At 72.0% G+C, this 21,991-nt stretch carries 21 protein-coding genes and 1 pseudogene; 11 read left to right on the forward strand and 11 right to left on the reverse strand.

Going from position 1 to position 21,991, the window contains the following annotated elements; translation table 11 throughout:
* Positions 1-111: 111 nt before the first annotated feature.
* From BMX65_RS06050 to BMX65_RS33305, 3 genes are read right to left on the reverse strand one after another with little or no spacing between them, the layout of a single operon-like run.
* The gene (locus BMX65_RS06050) at positions 112-1,140 is read right to left on the reverse strand and encodes a hypothetical protein (protein ID WP_074999080.1); all 1,029 of its coding nucleotides are present in this window, start codon (positions 1,138-1,140) and stop codon (positions 112-114) included.
* Entirely contained in the window at positions 1,137-2,408 is a 1,272-nt protein-coding gene (locus BMX65_RS06055) for a CHAT domain-containing protein (protein ID WP_143081809.1), read from the reverse strand. Before BMX65_RS06055 ends, BMX65_RS06050 begins: the two co-directional genes overlap by 4 nt.
* Before the next feature lie 15 nt (positions 2,409-2,423).
* Positions 2,424-3,713 (reverse strand): serine/threonine-protein kinase, encoded by a 1,290-nt coding sequence (locus BMX65_RS33305; RefSeq protein ID WP_239502040.1) that lies wholly within the window; start codon positions 3,711-3,713, stop codon positions 2,424-2,426.
* A 752-nt stretch (positions 3,714-4,465) separates the two neighbouring features.
* Between BMX65_RS33305 and BMX65_RS06065 the strand changes: the two genes are divergently transcribed.
* From BMX65_RS06065 to BMX65_RS06075, 3 genes are all read left to right on the forward strand, one after another.
* A complete protein-coding gene (locus BMX65_RS06065) occupies positions 4,466-5,761 on the forward strand; it encodes an MFS transporter (RefSeq protein ID WP_239502070.1) in 1,296 nt (431 codons plus the stop codon).
* On the forward strand, positions 5,758-6,552 hold the full coding sequence (locus BMX65_RS06070; RefSeq protein ID WP_074999082.1) for a class I SAM-dependent methyltransferase: 795 nt from the start codon (positions 5,758-5,760) through the stop codon (positions 6,550-6,552). The genes BMX65_RS06065 and BMX65_RS06070 overlap by 4 nt, the downstream gene beginning before the upstream one ends.
* A 110-nt stretch (positions 6,553-6,662) precedes the next feature.
* Entirely contained in the window at positions 6,663-7,097 is a 435-nt protein-coding gene (locus tag BMX65_RS06075) for a VOC family protein (protein ID WP_074999083.1), read from the forward strand.
* Positions 7,098-7,268: 171 nt separating this feature from the next.
* Here BMX65_RS06075 and BMX65_RS33310 read toward each other — a convergent pair.
* Both BMX65_RS33310 and BMX65_RS06085 read right to left on the reverse strand, forming a co-directional pair.
* Positions 7,269-7,603 (reverse strand): annotated as a pseudogene (locus tag BMX65_RS33310) (dienelactone hydrolase family protein); the annotation flags it as partial.
* Between the two features lie 111 nt (positions 7,604-7,714).
* Positions 7,715-8,173, reverse strand: coding sequence for a winged helix-turn-helix transcriptional regulator (locus BMX65_RS06085; RefSeq protein WP_074999084.1), 459 nt, complete (start codon positions 8,171-8,173; stop codon positions 7,715-7,717).
* An 84-nt stretch (positions 8,174-8,257) separates the two neighbouring features.
* Here BMX65_RS06085 and BMX65_RS06090 point away from each other — a divergent pair, with 84 nt between their 5' ends.
* Positions 8,258-9,514, forward strand: a complete 1,257-nt coding sequence (locus tag BMX65_RS06090; RefSeq protein ID WP_074999085.1) for an MFS transporter — start codon at positions 8,258-8,260, stop codon at positions 9,512-9,514.
* 52 nt (positions 9,515-9,566) lie between these two features.
* Here BMX65_RS06090 and BMX65_RS33315 read toward each other — a convergent pair whose 3' ends face one another.
* Positions 9,567-9,758 carry a S1 RNA-binding domain-containing protein gene (locus BMX65_RS33315; RefSeq protein WP_074999086.1) on the reverse strand — a complete coding sequence of 64 codons (192 nt, stop codon included), beginning with the start codon at positions 9,756-9,758 and terminating at the stop codon, positions 9,567-9,569.
* Between the two features lie 133 nt (positions 9,759-9,891).
* Here BMX65_RS33315 and BMX65_RS06100 point away from each other — a divergent pair, with 133 nt between their 5' ends.
* The 3 genes from BMX65_RS06100 (at position 9,892) to BMX65_RS33915 (ending at position 11,723) form a co-directional block, all read left to right on the forward strand.
* Positions 9,892-10,638 (forward strand): dienelactone hydrolase family protein, encoded by a 747-nt coding sequence (locus BMX65_RS06100; protein WP_074999087.1) that lies wholly within the window; start codon positions 9,892-9,894, stop codon positions 10,636-10,638.
* Between the two features lie 136 nt (positions 10,639-10,774).
* Positions 10,775-11,059, forward strand: a complete 285-nt coding sequence (locus BMX65_RS06105) for a muconolactone Delta-isomerase family protein (RefSeq protein ID WP_074999088.1) — start codon at positions 10,775-10,777, stop codon at positions 11,057-11,059.
* A gap of 88 nt (positions 11,060-11,147) precedes the next feature.
* Positions 11,148-11,723, forward strand: coding sequence for a YunG family protein (locus BMX65_RS33915; RefSeq protein WP_275435169.1), 576 nt, complete (start codon positions 11,148-11,150; stop codon positions 11,721-11,723).
* A 102-nt stretch (positions 11,724-11,825) separates the two neighbouring features.
* Here BMX65_RS33915 and BMX65_RS06115 read toward each other — a convergent pair whose 3' ends face one another.
* Both BMX65_RS06115 and BMX65_RS06120 read right to left on the reverse strand, forming a co-directional pair.
* On the reverse strand, positions 11,826-12,326 hold the full coding sequence (locus BMX65_RS06115; RefSeq protein WP_074999090.1) for a GNAT family N-acetyltransferase: 501 nt from the start codon (positions 12,324-12,326) through the stop codon (positions 11,826-11,828).
* A gap of 43 nt (positions 12,327-12,369) precedes the next feature.
* Positions 12,370-12,831: a MarR family winged helix-turn-helix transcriptional regulator gene (locus BMX65_RS06120; protein ID WP_074999091.1), complete on the reverse strand. Its 462-nt coding sequence runs from the start codon at positions 12,829-12,831 to the stop codon at positions 12,370-12,372.
* Positions 12,832-13,110: 279 nt separating this feature from the next.
* Between BMX65_RS06120 and BMX65_RS06125 the strand changes: the two genes are divergently transcribed.
* Positions 13,111-14,544 (forward strand): MFS transporter, encoded by a 1,434-nt coding sequence (locus BMX65_RS06125; RefSeq protein ID WP_074999092.1) that lies wholly within the window; start codon positions 13,111-13,113, stop codon positions 14,542-14,544.
* Here BMX65_RS06125 and BMX65_RS06130 read toward each other — a convergent pair.
* The gene (locus BMX65_RS06130) at positions 14,479-15,102 is read right to left on the reverse strand and encodes a DUF2269 domain-containing protein (RefSeq protein WP_074999093.1); all 624 of its coding nucleotides are present in this window, start codon (positions 15,100-15,102) and stop codon (positions 14,479-14,481) included. The two genes, BMX65_RS06125 and BMX65_RS06130, sit on opposite strands and share 66 nt — an antisense overlap.
* Positions 15,103-15,413: 311 nt before the next feature.
* On the opposite strand from BMX65_RS06130, the gene BMX65_RS06135 reads away from it, so the two are divergent.
* From BMX65_RS06135 to BMX65_RS34245, 3 genes are all read left to right on the forward strand, one after another.
* Positions 15,414-16,124, forward strand: coding sequence for an HAD family hydrolase (locus BMX65_RS06135; protein ID WP_239502041.1), 711 nt, complete (start codon positions 15,414-15,416; stop codon positions 16,122-16,124).
* 211 nt (positions 16,125-16,335) lie between these two features.
* Positions 16,336-17,793, forward strand: a complete 1,458-nt coding sequence (locus BMX65_RS06140; RefSeq protein ID WP_074999095.1) for a globin domain-containing protein — start codon at positions 16,336-16,338, stop codon at positions 17,791-17,793.
* Positions 17,794-17,901: 108 nt separating this feature from the next.
* A complete protein-coding gene (locus BMX65_RS34245) occupies positions 17,902-19,200 on the forward strand; it encodes a pyridoxamine 5'-phosphate oxidase family protein (RefSeq protein ID WP_244905661.1) in 1,299 nt (432 codons plus the stop codon).
* A 49-nt stretch (positions 19,201-19,249) separates the two neighbouring features.
* Here the strand turns inward: BMX65_RS34245 and BMX65_RS06150 are convergent, their stop codons facing one another.
* On the reverse strand, positions 19,250-19,753 hold the full coding sequence (locus BMX65_RS06150) for an NUDIX domain-containing protein (protein WP_074999096.1): 504 nt from the start codon (positions 19,751-19,753) through the stop codon (positions 19,250-19,252).
* Between the two features lie 236 nt (positions 19,754-19,989).
* A complete protein-coding gene (gene thiC / locus BMX65_RS06155) occupies positions 19,990-21,804 on the reverse strand; it encodes a phosphomethylpyrimidine synthase ThiC (RefSeq protein ID WP_074999097.1) in 1,815 nt (604 codons plus the stop codon).
* Between the last annotated feature and the right edge of the window lie 187 nt (positions 21,805-21,991).

Genomic DNA, 21,991 nt, shown 5'->3' on the forward strand with positions numbered 1-21,991 from the left:
GGTTCCCGTTTCCGCTGTCCTTTTCTCATCGACCGTGGCCCGTGTCCGGCCCCAAGGCCACTGCGCTGAGGCGGGCTTCTTGCCCTGTCGCATTGAAGCCATCGGCGCCGTTCAGCGTGAGTAGTCCGCGAGAGTAAGCAGCAGGTGGGCAGACTCTGGGCGCACGTGGTCTGAGTGTGCTCCGGCCGGGTTGAGGCGGCGACCGCGGACGAACACATCGGAGGCGTCGATGTTGACGAAGCGATGGTCCAGAGCGGAGAGCGGATACCGCTCGGCGAGCGGCAGCAGACGCGTGGTGTACATGGGCGCGGGTGCCGGGCCGATTCCGGAGTGCCCGATGCCGGACTGCTGTTCGGCCCGCAGGTGCCAGAATCCCGTTGCCCGGTCGTGGCGGGAGTATGTGGCGACGATGGGGCCTCTTAGCGGAGCTCCGTCGTGTTCCTCGCTCGGCAGGATGTGTGGAAAGAGCGAGAGGAACGCATCGCGTCGTGCGGCCATCTGGAACAGCAGCATGCTGTCCGCGGCGAACGGGTGGGAGGAGGAGCCGTTCACTGAGTGCCAGCCGAGTGTGTAGTCGAGCCGGGCGTCCGCCGCCCATTGCACCGCCTCGCATACGAACCGGCAGCCGAAGGAATGTCCGATGAGGTGGAGGAATTGACCGTCGCGGGTGGCCAGCACGGGCGCTGCGCCGGGGTCCGCCCGCTCGGCGTCCAGATAGCCGAGAAGCCGGCCCAGAATGTGGGCAGCATGTCCGTCTCCGTCGCGTGCGCCCATGGCGTGCGCCCGGTCCCTTATCTTTCGGTAGCCGGCGGGGGTGACCGGGCTGGATGACGGCCAGCGCACGACGACACACCATGGGTTAAATCCCGCGGCCGCCAGGGCCGGATATCGGGCCGGAGCCGCCGCTAGGTTGTCGTGTGCCAAGGCTGTTAGCCGTTCAGCGGTGCGGTGGGCAGAGTTGGGGGACGTCTGCCAGCCGTGGACGTAGACAAGAATGTCCGTCGCCCAGGCGGGCGGGGTGAGACGCTCTGCGAAATAGTCGCGCAGCCAAGGCTCGGGCACCGGCTCACCGGTGTGAGCGTCGAGTAGCCAGCCGTCCTCGTCCAGGTCGATGGCCTCGATCGAGGCGACGCTGCTCATATCTTTTCTCCGTTGGTCAGTTCCAGGCGGGTGTCCATGCCGCCTTGCAGCCCGTAGGCGAACCCAAGAGGGTTGCGGTACTGGGCGGCGAAGTGCTGGGCCAACTCGTGCGCGATCCCACCAGCAGTCGCGTTGCCGCGCAGGTATCGCGTGACGAACTCCAGCGCGTATTCGGCGGCGAACGCCTGCGGCATCGAGATCAACGGTCCGAGGACGCCCTGCGCGCCATTCTCGATGAGCACGCGCCCGAGGAACGCACGGGCCACACTCGCTCCGGAGACTCCGGCGTGACAGGCGTTGAGAAGGACGAACGGTCGGAAATCGGTGTCCCGGCGAGGCGCCAGCAAGGTGCGTAGTTCGTAGCCGTCAATCTCCGTGCCGTCCGTGAGCCTGATGACCGGGACGTGGGGCTCCGGCTTGTTGTCCTTGAACTCGCCGTGGCACCAGAAATACATCACTTGCTCGTCCAGAGCCGACTCTGCGAAGTCGCGGACCAGTTCCTCGTAGGTCGTGCGCACGGTGCACTCCGTGCCCTCCGCCAAGACCTTCGCGACCTCGTCTGCCCTCGTGCCGCGGCCCAGGCGGGCGTCGTGGTTCAGACTGACCTTGGGCTGCTCGTGTGCCGTGCAGGGAGGTCCGACCCACGTGTAGGCGTCGGCGGTGTGCTCGATCTGATGGCGGTGTCCGAGGAACCGGGAAAAGAGGGCGTCCAAGGTTGCTGCAGACGCGGTGGATTCTTGGGCTATACAGAGCATGGGCCAGGGCAGATGCAGGTCGGAGTCGAACCGCACCCGTAGCCCCTCCTGGGAAAGAGCTGATCGCAGGTACGTGCGGAACATCTCCGTGCGTACGTCGTCTCCACGCAGGAGCGTGTTAAACAGCAAGGATTCTCCACTACGGGCCAGACGTGCTATTGCCAGGCGCAGTTGCTCCTCTGGTTCGCCGCTGAGGTCGGCGTTCGTTGCGTATGGACGCCACCGGCTCCCCAGAGCCCGGCGTCGGTCGTCGGTCGGCTGGAATTCAACAAACCACGTCCTCCAAAGCTCGCAAAGCCGGGCCGCCTCGGCATGGACATCGTCGGACCGGGCGATCAGGTCGGCCTTGTGCTCGCTGCCGTGGATGGCCGGAACGGACGTGCCTGAGATCCGGGCCCGGATTCGGCCGCCGCCGAGGACGTCGAAGCTGACGCGGAGATCGGGCGGCTCCGTCTCCAGGTGCGGCAGAAAGCGGAAGCCGTCGCTGGGGTCCTGGACGACGCGTGTGGTCACGGGGCGGGGCACCGGTCAGGACCTCCCCTTGCGCGGCGTTGCCCGTCTCCGCCCCGACTCGGCTGTTTCGGGACCCTCGATGTCCAGGTCCGCCTCCACTTGGTGCAGAGCAACTCCGGTGTCGTGGTGCAGGAAAGTGAATCGGATCCGGTGCATGCCGGGCTCCACGGCTGTGACGCGGAACTGCGCAGAATCGGCGTTCCCAGGGCTGTAGACCACCGTGGCCGGCGTAACTTCCGCACCACTCAACGGCACCGCTACGATTTCCAGTGAGGGTCCGACATCAGGGCGGGCCCAGGGGTGCGCGGAATCGGCCACCAGCTTCACGCTCAGGCGGACGGGGGTCCCAGCACAGGGATGGTCGTCCAGGAGCATCAGGTCCGCTCGGCAGCGCGGCGCTGCCAACCGTGCAGGAATTGGCACGTCTTCCGCGCCGAGGGTGTCCGCGACTGCCGCGTGCCGGACTCGGCGCGCGGCGCCCGGTTCCAGGAGGTCGAGCAGCCGGGCCGGTGTGGGGCGGTCGGCGGCCCGCGGGGCGAAGGCGCCGCGCAGCGTCTCGGCGAGCACCCGGTGCTCGTCGAGGTCGACGGGCGCGCGGTCGGTGGGGCCGTGCCGTCCGGTCACCAGTTGGTAGAGCACCTGGGCCACGCTCCACACCGCGTCCCGGGAGTCCACGAGCCCCTCGCCGCGGCGTTGTTCGGGCGAGCAGTAGGGCGCCCGGCCCCACCGGGTCCGCGGCGCTCCGGCGCGAGCCACCCCCTCCAGCCCCCAGAGCTGGACCGAGGCGCCGTCCCAGAGCACGGTGGCCGGTGAGATCCCGCGCAGCACCAGGCCCTGGCCGTCCAACAGGCACAGCGCCAGCATCAGATCGCGGGCGAGGACCCGCTGGTCGCTGGCGCCCATCACATGGGTGCGCGCGGCGGCGATGCCACGCGGCGCGGCGTACAGCAGGAACGGCTCGGCGGCGTCCAGTTCGTAGCCGATGATCCTCGGGAAGAGCGCCGCGTACCTCGTGGCGTCGAGCACCCGGCGCAGCCGCAGAGCGGTGCCCGCCTCGGCGTCCAGCAGGGCCCGGGCCGCCGGGTTCGCCGCGTCGGCCGCGGTCAGCCGCACCTGGACGCACTGCTGTCCCTCGTCGTCGAGCAGTCCGTTGCGGATGCGCTGCGGCAACTGCGGATCGCGGCGGGACTCGCGGCCGAAGCGGACCGGGACGACCCGGCGCCGCCCCGAGGGGACGGTGAAGGCGAGCGTGGCCGGAGCCAGCCCACCCTGCCCCGGCAGGGGGGAATGCCTGCTGTCCGTCACCAGCCGTCGCCATCCCCTTGTGCGTCGGTTTCCGTCCATTTGCTCGAGATCGATCCGGACCTACAGGGCCGTCCGCCGTACGAGGCCGTCCGGCCGTACACGGTCGCCGGCTTGCCCCGCTTGGTCAGGTCGTACGCATCCGTCGTGCCGTACGGCTTGTGGTTCATGGTCCAGACAGGACGCCCCGGAGGTATTGCCCCTGCCGAAGAGACCCGGGACGAATACAACAAGGTCATCCTTGAACTATCCCACGAACACTGGACGTTGAATGGCCAAGCGCTCGCCGCAGCCGACCGCCATCCGAAATGCAGTGGGTCTTCTCGTCGTGCGGCGCACCAAGGGGGCAGGTGGCAATGTTTCAGCGCGGGTGATGTCTCCGAGGCGGCAGTCGGGTGGACGGTGGGGACGCCCAGCCCCTCACATCCTCGATCGGCCGCGAAGGGCCAAGATCGTGAGACAGGATGCTGTGGCCCACGAATGAGACAAGCCAGGAACACGCAGGTCTCCACGGTGGAACGGGACATTCCAATTGCGGGCCTGCAGTACAGCCCGCCCGGACCGCCGTGCTCCGCCGCCCGGGGGCGGGCCGCCCGCAGGGCCGCGGAATCCGGTTGCGGCGGGAGCGGGCGGCCCGGTGAGGTACGACCGTGGGCGATGCCGTGCAGCAGACGCGACGGGAGACGGCAGCAGAGACGGGCACCGCCGGGGTAGCGGCGCCGCCGTGGCACCGGGCGGCGGTCCTCGCGGCGCTGATGCTGGCCGCCTTCAGCTTCAACACCGCGGAGAACCTGCCGATCGGGCTCCTGGAACTCCTCTCCGACCGCCTCCGGGTGCCGGTGCCGACGGTCGGCCTCCTGGTCACCGGCTACGGCCTCACGGTGGCCGTGGCCTCGCTGCCGCTCGCCCACGCCACGCGGGCCGTGCCCCGGCGTCATGTGCTCACCGGGCTGCTGGCCGCGCTGGTCGTGTCCAGCACCGTCGCCGCGCTGGCCGCCTCCTACGGGGTGCTGCTGGTGGCACGGCTGCTGACCGCGCTCGCCCAGGCGCTGTTCTGGGCCGTGACGGGTCCGGTCGCGGTGGGCCTGTTCGCCCCGGCCGTCCGCGGACGGGTGGTCGGCGCGATCTCCGTCGCGGGCTCGCTCGCCCTGGTATTCGGTGTGCCCGCCGGGACCTGGCTGGGGTGGCGGCACGGCTGGCCGGCGCCCGTCGCCGTGCTGGCGGCACTGGGCTGCGTCTCCCTGCTGACCGTCGCCGCGCTGCTGCCGACCTCGCGTCCGGACCGGGAGCCCGCCGCGTACGGGACCAGTCCCGACGCCCGCCGGTTCGGGACCGTGCTGCTGGCCGGCACGCTGTCCGCCACCGGAGCGTTCGCCGGGTACACCTATCTCGCGGCGTTCCTGGGCGAGGTGAGCGGCTACCCGCCGGGCGCGGTCAGCGTCCTCTTCCTGGCCTTCGGCGCGGCGTGCCTGGCCGGGGTGAGCATCACCGGGCTGCTGCTGGACCGCATTCCACAGGCCGCGCTGACCACCGCCGTGGGCACCCAGGCGGTGGGCATGCTCGGGCTGTACGCGGTCGGCAGCGATCCGGTGGCGGCAGTGGCGTTCCTGGCGCTGATGGGCGGCGCACTCGGTCCGGTGTTCATGGCCACGCAGCACGCGATGCTGCACTGCGCACCGGGCCGCACGGACCTCGCACTCGCGGCCAACTCGGGCCTCTACAACGCCGGTATCGCCGGGGGTGCCGCACTGGGCGGACTGGTCCTGTCGTCGGCCGACGTGCGCGCCGCCTTCCTCGTCGGCGGGCTGCTGACCACGGGGGCCTGCGCCGTACTGCTGGGCAGCCGGCTCCTGCCCACGGCGCCGCGGTCCGCCGGGCAGCCCCGTCGGAGGGCGGACGGTGGTCTCCCCCTCCGCTCCGCTGAGGAGAGCGGCGGCGCGGCGGCGCGCGGGGCGGCCGACCGCTACGCGGCCGGTGGCGTTCCGCCCGCAGCGATCGGCCGTGCGGGAGGCTGTGCAGAAGGACCGGCGGCCGACAGAGTGCTCTCATGACTGCGGGGTTCAGCGGTGACGTGGCGGAGCACTACGCGCGATTCCGGCGGGGGTATCCCGAGCGGGTGCTGGACACCCTCCAGGAATACTTCTCCCTGACACCGGCCGACAGCGTCCTGGACCTCGGCTGCGGCACAGGGCAGCTCGCCCTTCCGTTCGCGCGGCGAGTCCGCTCGGTGCTCGGGATGGACCCAGAGCCCGACATGCTGCGCCTCGCGCGCGAGAGGGCCGGTGAGCAGGGGCTGGCCAACGTGACCTGGGTGCTCGGCGCCGACACCGACGTCCCCGCCCTCGGCGCACTGCTGGGACAGGCGTCTCCCCTTGCGATGGCCGTCGTCGGACAGGCGCTCCACTGGATGCGGCCCGACGCCCTCTTCCGGGACCTGCGCCCGCTGTTCCGCACGGGCGGAGGCATCGCCGTGCTCGCCAACGGGGCGCCGCTGTGGCAGCAGGATTCGGTCTGGTCCGGTGCGCTGCGCGGCTTCCTGGAAGAGTACTTCGACACCGAACTGACCTCGTCCTGCGGGACTGCCGAGCAGGACCTGATCCGGTACGCCGAGGCTCTCGGGGAGGCCGGATTCTCCGACGTGCGGAGCACAGCGCACTCCTACACCGACGAGCTGACCTTCGAGCAGGTCGTCGGCGGTCTCTGCTCCGCCGTCCCCGCAGAGCTATTGCCGACGGCCGAGCGGCGACCGGCGTTCGAGCACCGGCTCCGGAAGGCACTGCCGCCTGGGGAACTCTTCCCCGAGCAGGTCCGCGTCTCGGCACTCGTCGGCCGGGCCGGCTGACCGGACGGAGTGGTACTCCAGCCCGGGGGAGCAGCGGGCCCCCTGCCAGGCCGCGCCTGCGGGACGCCTCAGGGCCCAAGGAGCGCGGTATGCGCCGCTAGGGTGGGCCGATGACGTCGATCAAGGAGTTCCAGGTCACCTTCGACTGCGCGTCGCCCGAGCGCGTCGCCCGCTTCTGGTGCGAGGTGCTGGGGTACGTGGTACCGCCGCCGCCGGAGGGGTTCGGCACGTGGGACGAGTACAACCGTTCGCTGCCACCGGAGCGCCGGGACGCCGCGTTCGCCTGCAGCGATCCCTCGGGGGAGGGCCCGCGGCTGTTCTTCCAGCGGGTTCCCGAGGGCAAGGTCGCCAAGAACCGCCTGCACCTCGATGTGCGGGTCGGCACCGGGCTGGTGGGCGAGGAGCGCGTCGCCGCGTTGGAGGCCGAGTGCGCGAGGCTGGTCGCGCTCGGCGCGCAGCGCGTGCGTCTGCTGCTCGCCGACGAGGAGAACGAGTCCTGCCTCGTGATGCAGGACATCGAGGGCAACGAGTTCTGCCTGGACTGAGGTCCGCCCGGGGGCGCGCATCCGCCGTCGTGTCCGCGGCGGCCCGGAGTCCGGCCGGGCAGCGGAGGTGCCGCCGGTGAGAGCGGCGTTGCGGGGCGCGCGTCGGCAGCTCCCACCGCGGTGGGGTTCCTCCGGAACCGGGCCAGGGTGCCGGCACTCCTGACCGCCGGGTCACTCCGCCACCGGTACGCACTCGGCGGGCAGGTCGACGATGTCGCGCCGGGCTCGCCGTGCGTGCCGGGGGTGGTGCGCCGCCGGGGACGCCGGGCTGGTCGACGGGCGGGTGGTGGAATCCGTGCAGGGTGCCGCCGTAGACCACCAGGGCGCCAGTCGACGCCTGCTGCCTGCATCTCGGCCGCGCAGGTGTCCCGTTGCTCAGCGGGCCTGATCGGGTCCTCGGAGCCGGCCTCGGCTCACACGGGGCAGCGGATGCGTGCCGCTTCGCCCGGTCGGCCCGTGGTCGGCGCGTTGACCGTTCCGATCGCCCGCAGGCCGACGCCTCCCCGTGCTTCGTTCCGGTCTCGCTCGCGCGGTCACCCCGGACAGGGTGCCTGCTCGTGGGATCTGCGCTCTCGTCCGCCGCTGCGCCGGGCCGGAGCCCGCTGAGGGGCGGGCTGCTAGTGGACCTTCCGCACCTGGGTGGTGCCGGTTCCGAGGGGCGTGCCGTCGGCGCTGGTCGGTGTGAGCTCCGGAACCGGCGTGCCGTGTTCGTCGACGAGGGTGGAGTGGGCCTCGCCGGGGGCGAAGGCGTGGCGTTCTCCCCACTGCCGCAGCGTGAGGATGACCGGGAAGAGGTCGCGACCGGCCTCGGTGAGCACGTACTCCCGGCGGCGGCCCGAGGGAGCGGTGCGCTGGGTCAGGAACCCGTGAGCGGTGAGCTTGCGGAGGCGGTCGGTGAGGATGTTGCGCGCGATGCCTGTGCGTCGCTGGAACTCGGTGAACGACCGTGCCCCGTCCATGGCGTCGCGGATGACGAGCAGGCTCCATCTGTCGCCGACCAGGTCCAGCGTGCGGGCGACGGGGCATGCGGCGTCGGTCCAGTCCGGGTCAGGGGCGCGCTCGGTGCTGCGCGGCATGACGCCTCCCAATCAGTTGCGGATTGAAACCAGCATGCCCTAACGTCAAAATGGTTGCAATCTGCTACTGATTTGGGGTGTGCGATGGACGTATGGCGCCGGTTGCTGCTCGCGGCGGTGTGCGGTGCCGCGGTGGCGGACATCTATGCCGCTCAGCCGGTCCTGGGCCCGATGGGACGCGAACTCGGTGTGCCGGCAGGGCTCACCGGATGGATCGTCGCGACCGGTCAGTTCGGCTATCTGGCAGGTCTGGTGCTGCTGGTGCCGCTCGGTGACGTGGCCGACAGGCGGCGCCTCATCGCCGTGCACCTGGCGGCCGGCGCCGTGGGCATGGCCCTGACCGCCTCGGCGCACACCGCCTGGACGGCGTTCACCGGGCTGGCCGTTGCCGGACTGTTCGCGGTCGTGGTGCAGACCGCGGTGGCCTACGCCGCGTCGGTCTCGCGGCCCGCCGAGCGCGGGCGGAGCATCGGTGTTGTGACCTCGGGCGTCGTGGTCGGCATTCTGGGCGCCCGGGTCGTCACCGGAGCGCTCGCCGACATGTGGGGCTGGCGAAGCGTCTACGCCGCGCTCGCGGCGCTGTCCCTCGGGCTGGCCGCCTTCGTCCTCGGTGCGCTACCGCCGGAGGAGCACTCCGACCGGTCCCCGGGACCGGAGAGGTACCGGCGGGTCATCGCCGCGTTCGGCGGATTGTTCGGGCAGCGCCTCCTGCTGACGCGCGGACTCATCGCGTTCTTCCTGTTCGCCTCGTTCGGAACCCTGTGGAGCGGGCTGTCCCTGCCTCTCGCGGGTGCACCGTGGCGCCTGGGCGAGAGCCAGATCGGGCTGTTCGGCCTCGTCGGACTCGCCGGTGCGCTCGGCGCCGCACGCGCGGGACGCTGGGCGGACGCAGGACGGGCGGTCCCGGTCACCGGCTCGGCGCTCGTCCTGCTCGCCCTCTCGTGGGCAGCGATCGCGCAGCTGCCGCGGTCACTCCTGCTCCTCGTCCTCGGAATCGTGCTGCTCGACTTCGCCGTCCAGGCCGTGCACGTGAGCAACCAGCACCAGCTCACCGCCGCCTACCCCGACCGCACCAGCAGCGCCATCGGCGGCTACATGGTCTTCTATTCGCTCGGTTCCGCCCTCGGTGCGGCCACGACCACCGCTGCTCTCACCGCCCGGGGCTGGGCGGCCGCCAGCGTCCTCGGAGCCGGATTCGCGGTCTGCGCGCTGGCCGTGTGGGCCGTCGACAGGCGACTCCCGCGCGCCGCCGAGCAGTTTCCCTCCGATGGGGCCGACACGGGAGCACAGGGGAGGAACGGCAACAGGCCGCTCGGACCGACTGATCGGCGAACGATCTGACCGAGCCGGCTCATCGACAGCAGGTGTGGTGGAGGGACGACGGCGGAGTCCGTCACGGGTCCGGCCGCGGGGCGGCCTGCCGCTGCGAGAGGGCGATCCGGCGGGTGACGGGGTCGACGTCCAGGATCTTCACCGAGAGAGTGTCGCCCTCCCGGAGGGCGCGTCGCCGGGCGCTGTCGGACAGCTCGGAGCGGTGGACCAGTCCCTCGCAGCCGTGCTCCGCCTCCTCGACGCGCACGAACACGCCGAAGGGACACGACTTTGGCCGGGTGAAACCGGCCGGGAACGAGTCGGCCTCCCTCGCCCGGCTGCGGAGAAGGGCCCCGGTCCGGCCGTGTCGATCATAGGCTCGAGGGATCGAACGGACAGGAGGACCCATGCCCATCAAGACGCTGTCGATTCCCACCGCGGACGGTCGGGCCGACGCTTTCGCCGCCCTTCCCGACAGTGCCGGACAGCACCCGGGGGTGCTGATGTACGGGGACGCTTTCGGCGACCGGCCCGTGCTGCGCGAACTCGCCCAGGAACTGGCCGGGCACGGGTACTACGTGCTCGTCCCCAACTTCTTCTACCGGAGCGGCCCGGCACCGGTGATCGAACTCCCCGAGCACATCGGGGACGAGGCCCGGGACGAGGCCATCGGCAAGCTGATGCCTCTGATCGAGGCGCACACCGACGACCGGATCGTGCGCGACGCCGAGTCCTGCCTGGAGTTCCTCTCCGCGCAGCCGGAGGTCCGCCCCGGACCCGCTGCGGTGACCGGCTACTGCATCGGCGGCCTCCTGGCGGTGCGCACGGCGTCGGCCTTCCCCGACCGGGTGGCTGCCGTCGCCGGGTTCCACGGTCCGGTGGGCGCCGACGAGCCGGGCAGCCTGCACTCCCTGCTCTCCAGGATCACCGCCGAGGTCCACCTCGGGCACGCGGAGAGCGATCTGACGCCGGAGGCCCTCGGTGAGCTGAACCAGGCGCTGGACGCCGCCGGGGTCCGCTACACCTCGGAGATCTACCCCGGCACGCTGCACGGCTACACGATGTCCGACACCGACGCCTTCAGCCCGGCGGGGCTGCAGCGCCACTGGGACCGGCTGCTGCCGCTCCTCGCCCGCACACTGGGCGACGGCTGAGACGGCTGAGACGGCTGAGGGTCCGGCCGGGGAAGCCGGGGCGGCGGATGTCGGGAGCTCGTGGACCACGACGTGTACGCGGCTCGGGGCGCCCGGCCGGTGCTCTGCGGGTACGGGCCCGGAGTAGGGTCGGAGCATGCAGTTCCTGGTGATGACCCGGCGGTACAGCGACCGCTACTCCGAGGAGGAGTTCGCCGCTGTGCTCCCCGAGGAGACCGCGGTGGTGCGGAAGTTGTACGCGGACGGGGTACTGCGGCAGATCTGGCTGCGCGGGGACGGGCCGGGGGCCTGCTTCCTGCTGGAGGCCGGCTCGCCGGAGGAGGCGCAGGCGGCCGTGGACACCCTTCCGCTGGCCCGGAAGGGGATGTCGGAGTTCCGCGTGGTGCCGCTCCGGCCCTACGGCGGCTTCGGACCGCGCTGACGCCGGTCCCGGGGCGCCGCCGCGGTGTGCTGCGGTCCGATGCGGTCGGCAGGGGTCGTTGTCAGTGGGGTGGGGCATGCTTGCGGACATGAGTGCGGATGCGGTCGGGGTTTCCGGTATGGGCGCGGGTGCTTCGGAGTTGGGCCGGATCGAGGGAGCGCTGCGGGCGTCCTGGGGCGCGGACACCTGCTCCCCGGACGATCTGGAACGCGCGGGCTGGAGCCCGGCGAACCCCGCGTGGGGGCAGTGCGACGTGACGGCGCTGGTGGTGCAGGACCTGCTGGGCGGAGAGCTGATGTGCGGGGAGGTGTACGGAGTGCACGGCGGTCGGCAGGGATTCCACTGGTGGAACAGACTGCCGGACGGTTCCGAGATCGACCTCACCCGCGACCGGTTCCACGCCGGTCAGGTCGTCATGGAGGGTGTCTCCGTGCCGCGCCCGATGCGCCACTCGCTGCGCAGGGGCGAGGAGTACGCGCTGCTGCGCGGGCGGGTGTGGCAGCGGCTCGGCATCCCCGCGGGGAGCGCGGCAGCGGGTTCCGCGGCGGGTCCGGGCGGTGGTGCGGTTCCGGGTGGTGCGGGGGCCTGCGGCGCGGGTTCCTGGACCGGGCCCGTCACCAGGGGCTCGGTGACCTCCTGCCGAGAGCGGCGCGGCGCCGCCTGAGCCGGTTGCGGCCTGGGCGGCCTGCGCGGCTTGTGAATTCTGCGCGGCTTGTGAGGTCTGTGCGGCAGCCCTGGGCGTGGCGGGGCCCTGCGGCGGCTCCGTTCAGGTCAGCGGCATCTTGAAGCCGAGATGCGATGCCTGGAAGCCCAGGCGCTCGTAGAAGCGGTGCGCCTCGACGCGGGTGGCGTCGGAGGTGAGTTGGACCAGCACGCTCTCCTGGCGCCGGGACTCGGCGACGGCCCACTCGATGAGCCGGGTGCCCAGACCGCTGCCGCGCAGATCGGTGTGCACCCGTACGGCCTCGATGAGGGAGCGGGTGGAGCCGCGGCGGGACAGTCCCGGGATGATCGTCAGGTGCAGGGTGCCGACTGCTCTGCCGTCGATCTCGGCGACGACGAGGTGCTGGTGCGGGTCGGCGTCGATCCGCTCGAACGCGGCGCGGTACGGGGCGAGGTCGGAGGGGGTCTCGCGGGTGGCCCCGAGGGCGTCGTCGGCGAGCATGGCGACGATCGCGGGGACGTCCTCGGCCCGCGCCCGGCGGACGGTGAGGTCCGCCGCGGGCGTCTCGGCGGGGGTCCCCGCGCTGCCGGAAGTCGTGGTCATCCTCCGCACTGTACGCCCCGGGGCCGCGGGAGCGGCCGAACGGTCACTCCGCGGGCCGGGTGGGGGCGAGTGCGCGGACGGCGGCGGCCAGGGGGGCGAGTTCGGGTCGGGACTCGGCCGCGGCCAGGGCCTCCTTGAGTGCGGTGTCGTGCGTGGGACGTGCCGCTTCCAGCAGCGCGTGGCCCTGCTCGGTGACGTCGGTGTAGATGCCGCGCCGGTCGTCGGGGCACAGGTAGCGGCGGAGCAGTCCGCGCTCTTCCAGCCGGCTGACCAGGCGGGTCGTCGCGCTCTGGCTGAGGACGACGGTGTCGGCGAGCTGGTTCATCCGGAAGTGGCCGCCGTCTCCGTCGTGTTGTTCGCTCAGGACGTCCAGCAGCGAGAACTCGCGGACGCTGAGCCCGTGTGCGGCGTGCAGCGCCCGTTCGATGTGGGCCTCGATCCGGCCGTGCAGCGCGGAGAGCGCGCACCAGCCCTGTGCGAGGCCCAGATCGGCATGGCGTGACATGAAGGGGCTCCTCTCCCGGCCGCCGTCCGGCTGTCCGTGCTTCCGGCCGCCGTCCGGCTGTCCGTGCTTCCGGCCGTTCGTTCGGCCCGGCCGACCGTTCTCCCGTCCGGCCGCCCGTACCCCGCACCACCGGGGCGAACCTGTGCGCGCCGGCCGGTGCGGACCTGCGCGCCTCCCAGACTAGAGCATCTCCGCAATAGTCGACGCTTGCATATATCCCGCGTCTGCAATTAATGTCGGCGCTTGTAATCGTCTTACGCATTGGAAGGTTCCCCGCTCATGCCTCTCGCCCTGCTGGCGCTCGCCATCGGCGCCTTCGGCATCGGGACCACCGAGTTCGTGATCATGGGCCTGCTGCCCGAGGTCGCCGCAGAGTTCGGGGTCTCCATCCCCACCGCCGGATATCTGGCCTCCGGCTACGCGGTCGGGGTGCTGCTGGGCGCTCCGGTCCTCGCCGTCCTGGGCACCCGGATCTCCCGCAAGCGGATGCTGATGCTGCTGATGGGGCTGTTCGTGCTGGGCAACCTGGTCTCCGCACTCGCGCCCGCCTTCGGCGTGATGCTCGCTGGCCGGGTCATCGCCTCGCTCGCGCACGGTGCCTTCTTCGGCATCGGCTCGATCGTCGCGGCCGGACTGGTGGCCCCGCACCGCAAGGCCGCGGCCATCTCCCTGATGTTCACCGGGCTGACCCTCGCGAACGTGGTCGGTGTGCCGCTGGGCACCCTGCTGGGACAGCAGGCGGGCTGGCGCCTCACCTTCGTGGCCGTCGCCGGGCTGGGAGTGGTGGGGCTGGCGGGCGTCGCCGCGCTGGTACCCCGGGACGTCCCGGCTCCGGCTCCGAGCCCGGCCCCGGACGGCCCCGTCCCCGCGCGCGGACCGCGTCCCCGCACCGGCCGGATCCGCGACGAACTGGCCGCCTTCCGCAACGTCCAGGTGCTGCTCGCGATGGGGATGACCGTGCTCGGCTTCGGCGGGGTCTTCGCCGCGATCACCTACATCGCGCCGATGATGACGGAGGCGGCCGGGTACGCCGACACGTCCGTGACCTGGCTGCTCGTCCTCTTCGGCATCGGCATGGTCGCGGGGAACCTGGTCGGCGGCCGGTTCGCGGACCGGGCCCTGCTGCCCATGCTGTGCATCGCCCTGGTCGCACTGGCCGGGACGCTTGCCGCGTTCACCGCCACCGCGCACGACAAGGCGGCGGCCGCCGTCACGCTGACGCTGATCGGCGCGTTCGGGTTCGCCACGGTCCCGCCGCTGCAGAAGCGGGTGCTCGACCAGACGGCGAACGCACCGACCCTCGCCTCGGCCATGAACATCGGCGCCTTCAACCTCGGCAACGCGCTCGCCACCTGGCTCGGCGGGCTGGTCCTCGGGGCCGGCTTCGGCCCGACGTCACCGAACATGGCGGGCGCCGGGCTGGCCCTGGGCGCCCTGGCGCTGGCGGTGACCTCCGCGCTCCTGGAGCGGCGCGGCCCTCGCGGCGCCGCCCCGGCGCCCCGGAGCGGGCTCAGGGCGCGGGCTGCCGGGGCGGCCGCAGCGGGTGGCGCCGCCGAGCCGGAGCCCGCGTACGCCGGGACCGGGCCGTCCGCGGGCGCCGGGACCGGGCCGTCCGCGGACGCCGTCCGGGCAGCCCCCGGCGGGCCGTCAGCCGACAGCCTGCCGTCCGGAGGCCGAGGCCGCTGGCCGGCCCCGCCGGCCGACGGCGGGTGACCGGTCCTGGCCTCCGGGCTCGGGTGCCCCGGTCTGCGGGCCCGGCACCGCTGACCGGCGGCGGCTCACCGGGGCGCTGCGGCGGCCCCGCTTGGTCCGCCCCCAGGGCTTCAGCATCGAGATGACGGTCATGAACGTATAGGCGCCCAGCGAGACGAGCGGTGGGATCACCAGCTCGTACGGCAGGATCGGGCGGCCCGCGGCCACGTCGGCGACCGTGCTGTCGATCCGTGTCCGGAAGAGGAGCACGCTCGCCAGGATGGCGGCCAGCGTGAGCCAGAACTTGATCCACACCCACCAGTACCGGGCCAGCCCCCAGCGGGTGCCCACCGACAGCAGCACGCCGCTGGCCAGGGTGAGCAGCGCGAGCGGGGCCAGCAGCCAGTCGGCGAAGACCTTCATCGAGCGGTAGGACGCCTCGGCTGCGGGGCCGGACCCGGTCAGGGCCGCGGTGAGCCCGAGCGCGAGCAGGCACAGCGTCATGCCGAGCCAGCCGGCCGAGGAGCAGACGTGGAGCGCGAGAGTGCCTCTGCGGGCACGTCGGGACAGTTGCGGCATGCCCTCGACTGTCCCGCTGTCCGGCGTCCGGGGCGTCCGACGGCGGGAGTATCGGGGGCTACTCGGCTCCGAGTACGCGGCGCGGCCGGGCGCGGGGTGCCCGCGCCCGGCACGGTCCCTGCCCGCGCCCGGCCGCCGTCCGTACCTGCTCCCGGCCGCCGTCCGTACCCGCGCCCGGCGGTGGCACTCTGCGGCCGCGACAGCGCGGCGCCCGGTGTCCGGCGCCCGGTGTCCAGCGCCGGTATTCGGTGTCCGGTGTCCGGCGTCCGGATTCGGGATCCCGGTCGACCCGCGCCCGTACGATCGCCGGTATGCATCCGGCTCAGCATCCGAATCCGCGACCGATGCCGGGAGAACGCCGCCCCCGGCTCCATCTCTTCGACCTCGACGGCACCTTGCTGTACGGTTCGGCGGCCTCCGTGGAGATATCCCGGCAGCTCGGAGTCGACGCCGAGATCCGGGATCTCGAACGGGCATTTGCGGAACGCAAACTGACACCGCCGCAGTTCGCCCTCCGGGCGTGTGCGCTGTGGTCGGCGCTCAACGACGAGATCGTGTCCGCGGCCTTCTCGGCCGCGCCGTGGCTGACGGGCATCCCTGAGGTGTGGGCCGGGCTCAGGGCGGAGGGTGAGCGCTGCGCCGTGATTTCCCTCTCGCCGGATTTCTTTGTGCGGCGACTACAGGATTGGGGGGCCGAGGTTACCCACGGTTCGCGGTGGCCGGAGGTTCCGCGCGCAATTCCGAACGGAAGTACGAAGTATCCGGCGCGTCCCCTCGATCCCGCCGGGATTCTTTCGCCCTCGTCGAAGGTGAAGATCGCGGAGCAGCTCTGCGCCCAATTCGGGCTCCGGCTGGAGGACTGCGTGGCGTACGGGGACTCCCTCTCCGACGCGGAGCTGTTCGCCGCCGTGCCGGTCTCCGTGGCGGTGAACGCCGACCACCACGTCCGCTCCCTCGCCTCCCACCACTACACCGGAAGTGATCTCCGGGAGGCCCACGGACTCGTCTCCGCGGCACGGTAATTCCTGCACGGGTTCCGAATGGCGGAATTCGCGGGAACCGCGAACGGGGGTTGTGGCGTGAAGGCTTCACGGTATGGTCGGGTCCCTCCCGCATCGTGCAGTAAGGAGTGCAAAGCGTTCTGGGCACGGTGTTCACAGGGGGCGGTTCACCGGAACTTTCGGAACACGGATGTGCACAGAACGTCCGGAAGAGGTACGAGGCGAGGCGAGCATGACCACCATGTCGGGCAGCGACGGTGCGTCCGCCGGTGGCAGCGGCGGACGGGGATGGTTCACCCCGGCGTCCGATGCCGCATCCGCGGAGCGCCCCGCGCCAGGCGCACCTGACGCGGTACCGTCCCAGCAGACCGCGGGGACGGCCGCACCGGAACCGGAACCGGAACATGAACCGGAACCCGAACACGCGCACGAGCCGGAGGCGGCTCCCGAACCTGTGGCGGGCGCCCCGGCGGCCGCCGCCGAGCGGACGGCTCCCGCCGGGCCCGCGAACCCCGGGCCCGCCGGCTCCGGGCCCGCCGGCCCCGCGGCCGACCAGCTCGGCGACTCCGAACTGATCGGAGCCTCCATGGCGGAGCTGGAACGTTCCGCCGACTCGGCGACCGCCTACTTCTACGCGCTGCTGTTCGTCCAGTACCCGCACCTGCGCGAGATGTTCCCGGCTGCCATGGACGGCCAGCGCGACCGGCTCTTCCGCGCGCTGCTGACCGCCGTACGCCTCTTCGACGACGGCAAGCTGCTCGGCGAGTACCTCGCCGGGCTGGGCCGGGGCCACCGCAAGTACGGAACCGTGCCCGCCCACTACCCGGCCGTCGGCGAGTGCCTGATGGCCGCGATCGCGCGCTACGCACCCGACACCTGGGGCCCGCGCACCGAGGCGGCCTGGGTGCGCGCCTACACCGCGATCTCCCAGACGATGATCGACGCGGCGGCCGAGGACGAGCGCCGGGCGCCCGCCTGGTGGGACGCGGAGATCGTCTCGCACGAACTGCGCACCTCGGAGATCGCCGTGATCACGGTGCGCCCCGACCAGCCGTACCCGTTCCGCGCCGGGCAGTACACCAGCCTGGAGACGCCCTGGTGGCCCCGGGTGTGGCGGCACTACTCGTTCGCGTCGGCGCCCCGTCCCGACGGTCTGCTGACCTTCCACGTGAAGTCCGTGCCCGCCGGGTGGGTCTCCACGGCGCTGGTGCAGCGCGCCCGCCCCGGCGACGTGCTGCGGCTCGGCCCGCCCGCGGGTTCGATGCTCGTCGACCACGAGGCCGACAGCGGGCTGCTCTGCCTGGGCGGCGGGACCGGTATCGCCCCCATCAAGGCGCTGATCGAGGACGTGGTCAGCCGGGGGCGGGCGCGTCCGGTCGAGGTCTTCTACGGGGCCCGCACCGACCACGACCTCTACGACCTGGAGACGATGCTGCGCCTCCAGGACAGCCACCGGTGGCTGTCGGTGCGCCCCGTCGTCGCGGCGGGCGCGGCCTCGGCCGCCGAGGCGCTCGCGGGTGAGCTTCCGGACGCGGTACGCAGATACGGCCCCTGGCCCGCGTACGACGGCTATCTCTCCGGGCCGCCCGGAATGATCAGGACCGGGGTCGAGACACTGCGCGGGCTCGGGATTCCGACGCACCGAATACGGCACGATTCCCTCGACGAACTGGTCGTGCAGGGGGCGTAGGTGGTGGGGTGTTCGGATCGCGGCTGCCGGGAGCCGGTCACCCGGGGCGGGTAGTCCGGGGCCGGCCGCGGGGCAGCCGTCCGGTCGGCCGGTCGAGGAAAGGGACGAGTGGCGGCGTTGAGTGACGCGAAGGGATACGGCGACGGTTCCGCGGGGCACGCGGCGGGAGCGGGCCCCGGGGCCGACCAGTCCCCCGGCCTGCCCCGGCGGCTGCCCGGCAGCGACGGGGAGCACGCGCTGCAGCAGCGCATCGGTTCGCAGGAGCGCGCCGAGCGGTTCTACCAGGACCAGGTGCTCGACCATCTCAACGAGCGGATGCGGGAGTTCACCCACCAGCAGGAGATGTTCTTCCTCGCCACGTCCGACCGCCGCGGCGAGTGCGACAACAGCTTCCGCGCCGGGCCGCCCGGGTTCCTGCGCGTGCTGGACGAGCGGACGCTGGTCTTCCCGGAGTACCGCGGCAACGGCGTCCACGCCAGCCTCGGCAACATCGAGGAGAACCCGCATGTGGGCCTGCTCCTCGTCGACTTCCTCCGCGCCCGGATCGGACTCCACATCAACGGCCGCGCCCAGGTGCTGGACGACGCGGAACTGCGCCCCTCGGTACCGGACCTGCCGGAGGACCCGGTACCCGGGCGGCGGGCCCTGCTGTGGGTGCGGGTCGAGGTGGAGGAGGCGTACATACACTGCGCCAAGCACATCCCCCACCTCCAGAAGGCCCCGCGCCGCCCGGCGCGCGAATGGGGTACCGACGACTACAAGCGCAAGGGCGGCGACTTCTTCGGCGCTGCCCGGGACGCCCGGGAGGGCCACCGCGAGGTGACCGCCCCCGCGGGGTCCCCGGCACCGGAACCGGTGTCCCCGCCGGTGGCCGCGGCATCGCCGGCTGCCATCTCCTCGCCCGTATCGGCCTCTCCGGCGGCGTCGGTGTCCCCGGCCGCCCCGGAACCCCCGGGCGCCCCGGAGCTCCCGGCTGCCCCAGAACTCCCGGCCGCCCCGGAGCTCCCGGCCGCACCTGCCGTCCCGCCGGTGCCGCCGTCCGGCGACTCCGTCCCGCTGCCCCCGCAGGCACCACCCGCCCCGGCGTCTCCGCCGCCCGGTGCCGTATCGACCCCCGATGCCGCACCGGAAGGCGAGGCCGCGCGGCCGGGTGTGCCGGGGCCGGCCCTTCCGCCGTTGCCCCGGCGGCGGGAGCATGGCGCGGCGGCTCCGGCCGCGCCCTCCGCGGTCTCCGCCGCCATCTCGGCGCGCCCGGGGAGCGCCGGGTCCGCCGAGCACGCCCGGGATGTCTCCGCCTGGCGGCTGGAGGCCGAGCGAGCACTGGCCGAGGCGCAGCGGCGCGGCCGGCAGGAAGCGGAGCCGACCGCACCGCGCGAACCCGCGACCTTCCAGGGCTGGTTCGGCTAGCGCGCGGAAACGGGCGGCGGCCCCGGTGGTCCGGGCAGCCCGGCGGAGGTCAGCGGAGGTCGGGCGCGAGCAGCGCCTGGACTCCTTCGATATTCGCGGCGAGATAGGCCCGCAGCCTCGGCGGGACGACCTCCACGGAGTTCAGGCCCTCCGGGGTGAAGGGGAGCCGTACGATTTCGTACTCTCCTTGCGGTTCCTCCACTTCGGGTCCGTGCCGTAGGCGCGGGTCGAGCGAGACGAGCCGGCACACGAAGAAGTGCTGTACCTTCACTCCACCTGGTGTCTCCGCGGGGTCACTCACCGTGTCCACGAAGGCGGGCACCACATCGGTGATCGCCGCGCCCAGTTCCTCGGCCACCTCGCGGTGCAGGGCGTCCTCCACGGTGCGGTCCACGCCGGGCTCGACGCCGCCTCCCGGGGTGATCCAGTACGGCTGCCGACCGGGCTTGGTGCGTTTGATGAGGATCAGTTCCACGGCGGCCGCCGGGTCCTCCCCGGCGGCGAGGAGGATGGCGCGGGCAGTCCGCTTGACCACAGGGCGTTCGACGAACATGCAGGAGATTTGGCCCACATCGCGGCGCGTCAAACCCTCCGTTTTCCTCACTGTGCGTGTCGGATCAGAACATCGCGCAATAGGTCCATATCCATAAGTGATTGGACACTGACGCTGAGTCAACTACTCTTGTCGTCCGCGCCGCAGTGCGCATCGAGCCGGGCGGTTCGTGGCAGGAGGGGGGAGCCACGAACCGCCCTCGCGGCTCCCGCCCCTGCTCTACCGGCGCCCGGGTCTCACGGGGCCATCGGCAGATACACCCGGTTGCCCGCCTCGGCGAACTCGCGGGACTTCTCCGCCATCCCGGCCTCGACCTCCTCCATCGTCGCTCCGTGCCGCTCGCGGATCTCCTGGGAGATCTTCATGCTGCAGAACTTCGGGCCGCACATGGAGCAGAAGTGCGCGGTCTTGGCCGGTTCCGCCGGCAGCGTCTCGTCGTGGAACGAGCGGGCCGTGTCCGGGTCGAGCGCCAGATTGAACTGGTCCTCCCAGCGGAACTCGAACCGGGCGTCCGAGAGCGCGTCGTCCCAGTCCTGCGCCCCCGGGTGGCCCTTGGCCACGTCCGCGGCATGGGCGGCGATCTTGTAGGTGATCACGCCCGTCTTGACGTCGTCCTTGTCCGGCAGCCCCAGGTGCTCCTTCGGAGTGACGTAGCAGAGCATCGCGGTGCCCCACCAGCCGATCATCGCCGCACCGATGCCGCTGGTGATGTGGTCGTAGGCGGGCGCGATGTCCGTCGTCAGGGGGCCCAGCGTGTAGAACGGGGCCTCCTCGCAGACCTCCTGCTGGCGGTCCACGTTCTCCTTGATCTTGTGCATCGGCACATGGCCCGGACCCTCGATCATGGTCTGCACGTCGTGCGCCTTGGCGATCCGGTTGAGCTCGCCCAGGGTGTCCAACTCGGCCATCTGCGCCGCGTCGTTGGCATCCGCGATCGACCCGGGCCGCAGCCCGTCGCCCAGCGAGAACGTCACGTCGTAGGAGCGCAGGATCTCGCACAGCTCGCTGAAGTGCTCGTACAGGAAGCTCTCCCGGTGGTGCGCCAGACACCACGCGGCCATGATCGAGCCGCCGCGGGAGACGATGCCGGTCTTGCGGCGCGCCGTCAGCGGGACGTAGCGCAGCAGCACCCCGGCATGCACCGTCATGTAGTCGACGCCCTGCTCGCACTGCTCGACGACAGTGTCCTTGTAGACCTCCCAGGACAGCTCCTCCGCCTTGCCGTCCACCTTCTCCAGCGCCTGGTACAGCGGCACCGTGCCGATGGGAACAGGGGAGTTGCGCAGCACCCACTCGCGGGTGGTGTGGATGTTGCGGCCGGTCGAGAGGTCCATGACGGTGTCGGTGCCCCACCGGGTCGCCCACGTCATCTTCTCGACCTCCTCCTCGATGGAGGAGGTGACGGCGGAGTTGCCGATGTTGGCGTTCACCTTCACCAGGAAGTTCTTCCCGATGATCATCGGTTCGGTCTCCGGGTGGTTCACGTTGGCGGGCAGCACGGCCCGCCCCGCGGCGATCTCGTCCCGGACGAACTCGGGGCTGCGGTTCTCGCGGAGGGCGACGTACTCCATCTCCGCGGTGATCTCGCCCCGCTTCGCGTAGCCGAGCTGGGTGACGGCCGCGCCGTTCCGGCCGCGGCGCGGCTGGCGCGGGCGGCCCGGGAAGACCGCGTCGAGCCCCGCCAAGTCGTCGGCGCCGCCGCGGACGACTCCGCCGCGCGGGCTGGTGTGCTTGAGGCCGTCGTCCTCGGGCCGCAGTTCACGGCCCGCGTACTCCTCGGTGTCCCCCCTCTGGACGATCCAGTTCTCGCGCAGCGGCGCCAGGCCGCGGCGCACATCGGTGTCGATCTCGGGGTCGGTGTACGGCCCGGACGTGTCGTAGAGCGTCACGTCCTTGCCGTTGGTGAGGTGCACCCGTCGGACGGGGACCCGGATGTCCGGGCGCGATCCCTGCAGATATCCCTTGTGCGAACCGAGCGCTTTCCCGGCCGTTTCGGCGTTCCCGGCCGTTTCGGCCTTCTCGGCGCGCGCGTGTGCATCCTGCGTGGTCATGAGACCCACTCCCTACGCCGGCATTACCCGGTAACAGGTTCGGCGGTCGGCGCAGCCGGTTCCGTGGTCCCTTCCACGGAGGTCAGCGCCCTCTCAGCCCCGTGCTCGGAGCTCCCGCGATGTGCAAAGGCGCCTCTACGCTAACGGCACACCGCCCGGACTGAACACCCCGCCCGGCCGTTCTTGC

The organism is Streptomyces qinglanensis, from assembly GCF_900111245.1.
GTDB classification, from domain to species: domain Bacteria; phylum Actinomycetota; class Actinomycetes; order Streptomycetales; family Streptomycetaceae; genus Streptomyces; species Streptomyces qinglanensis.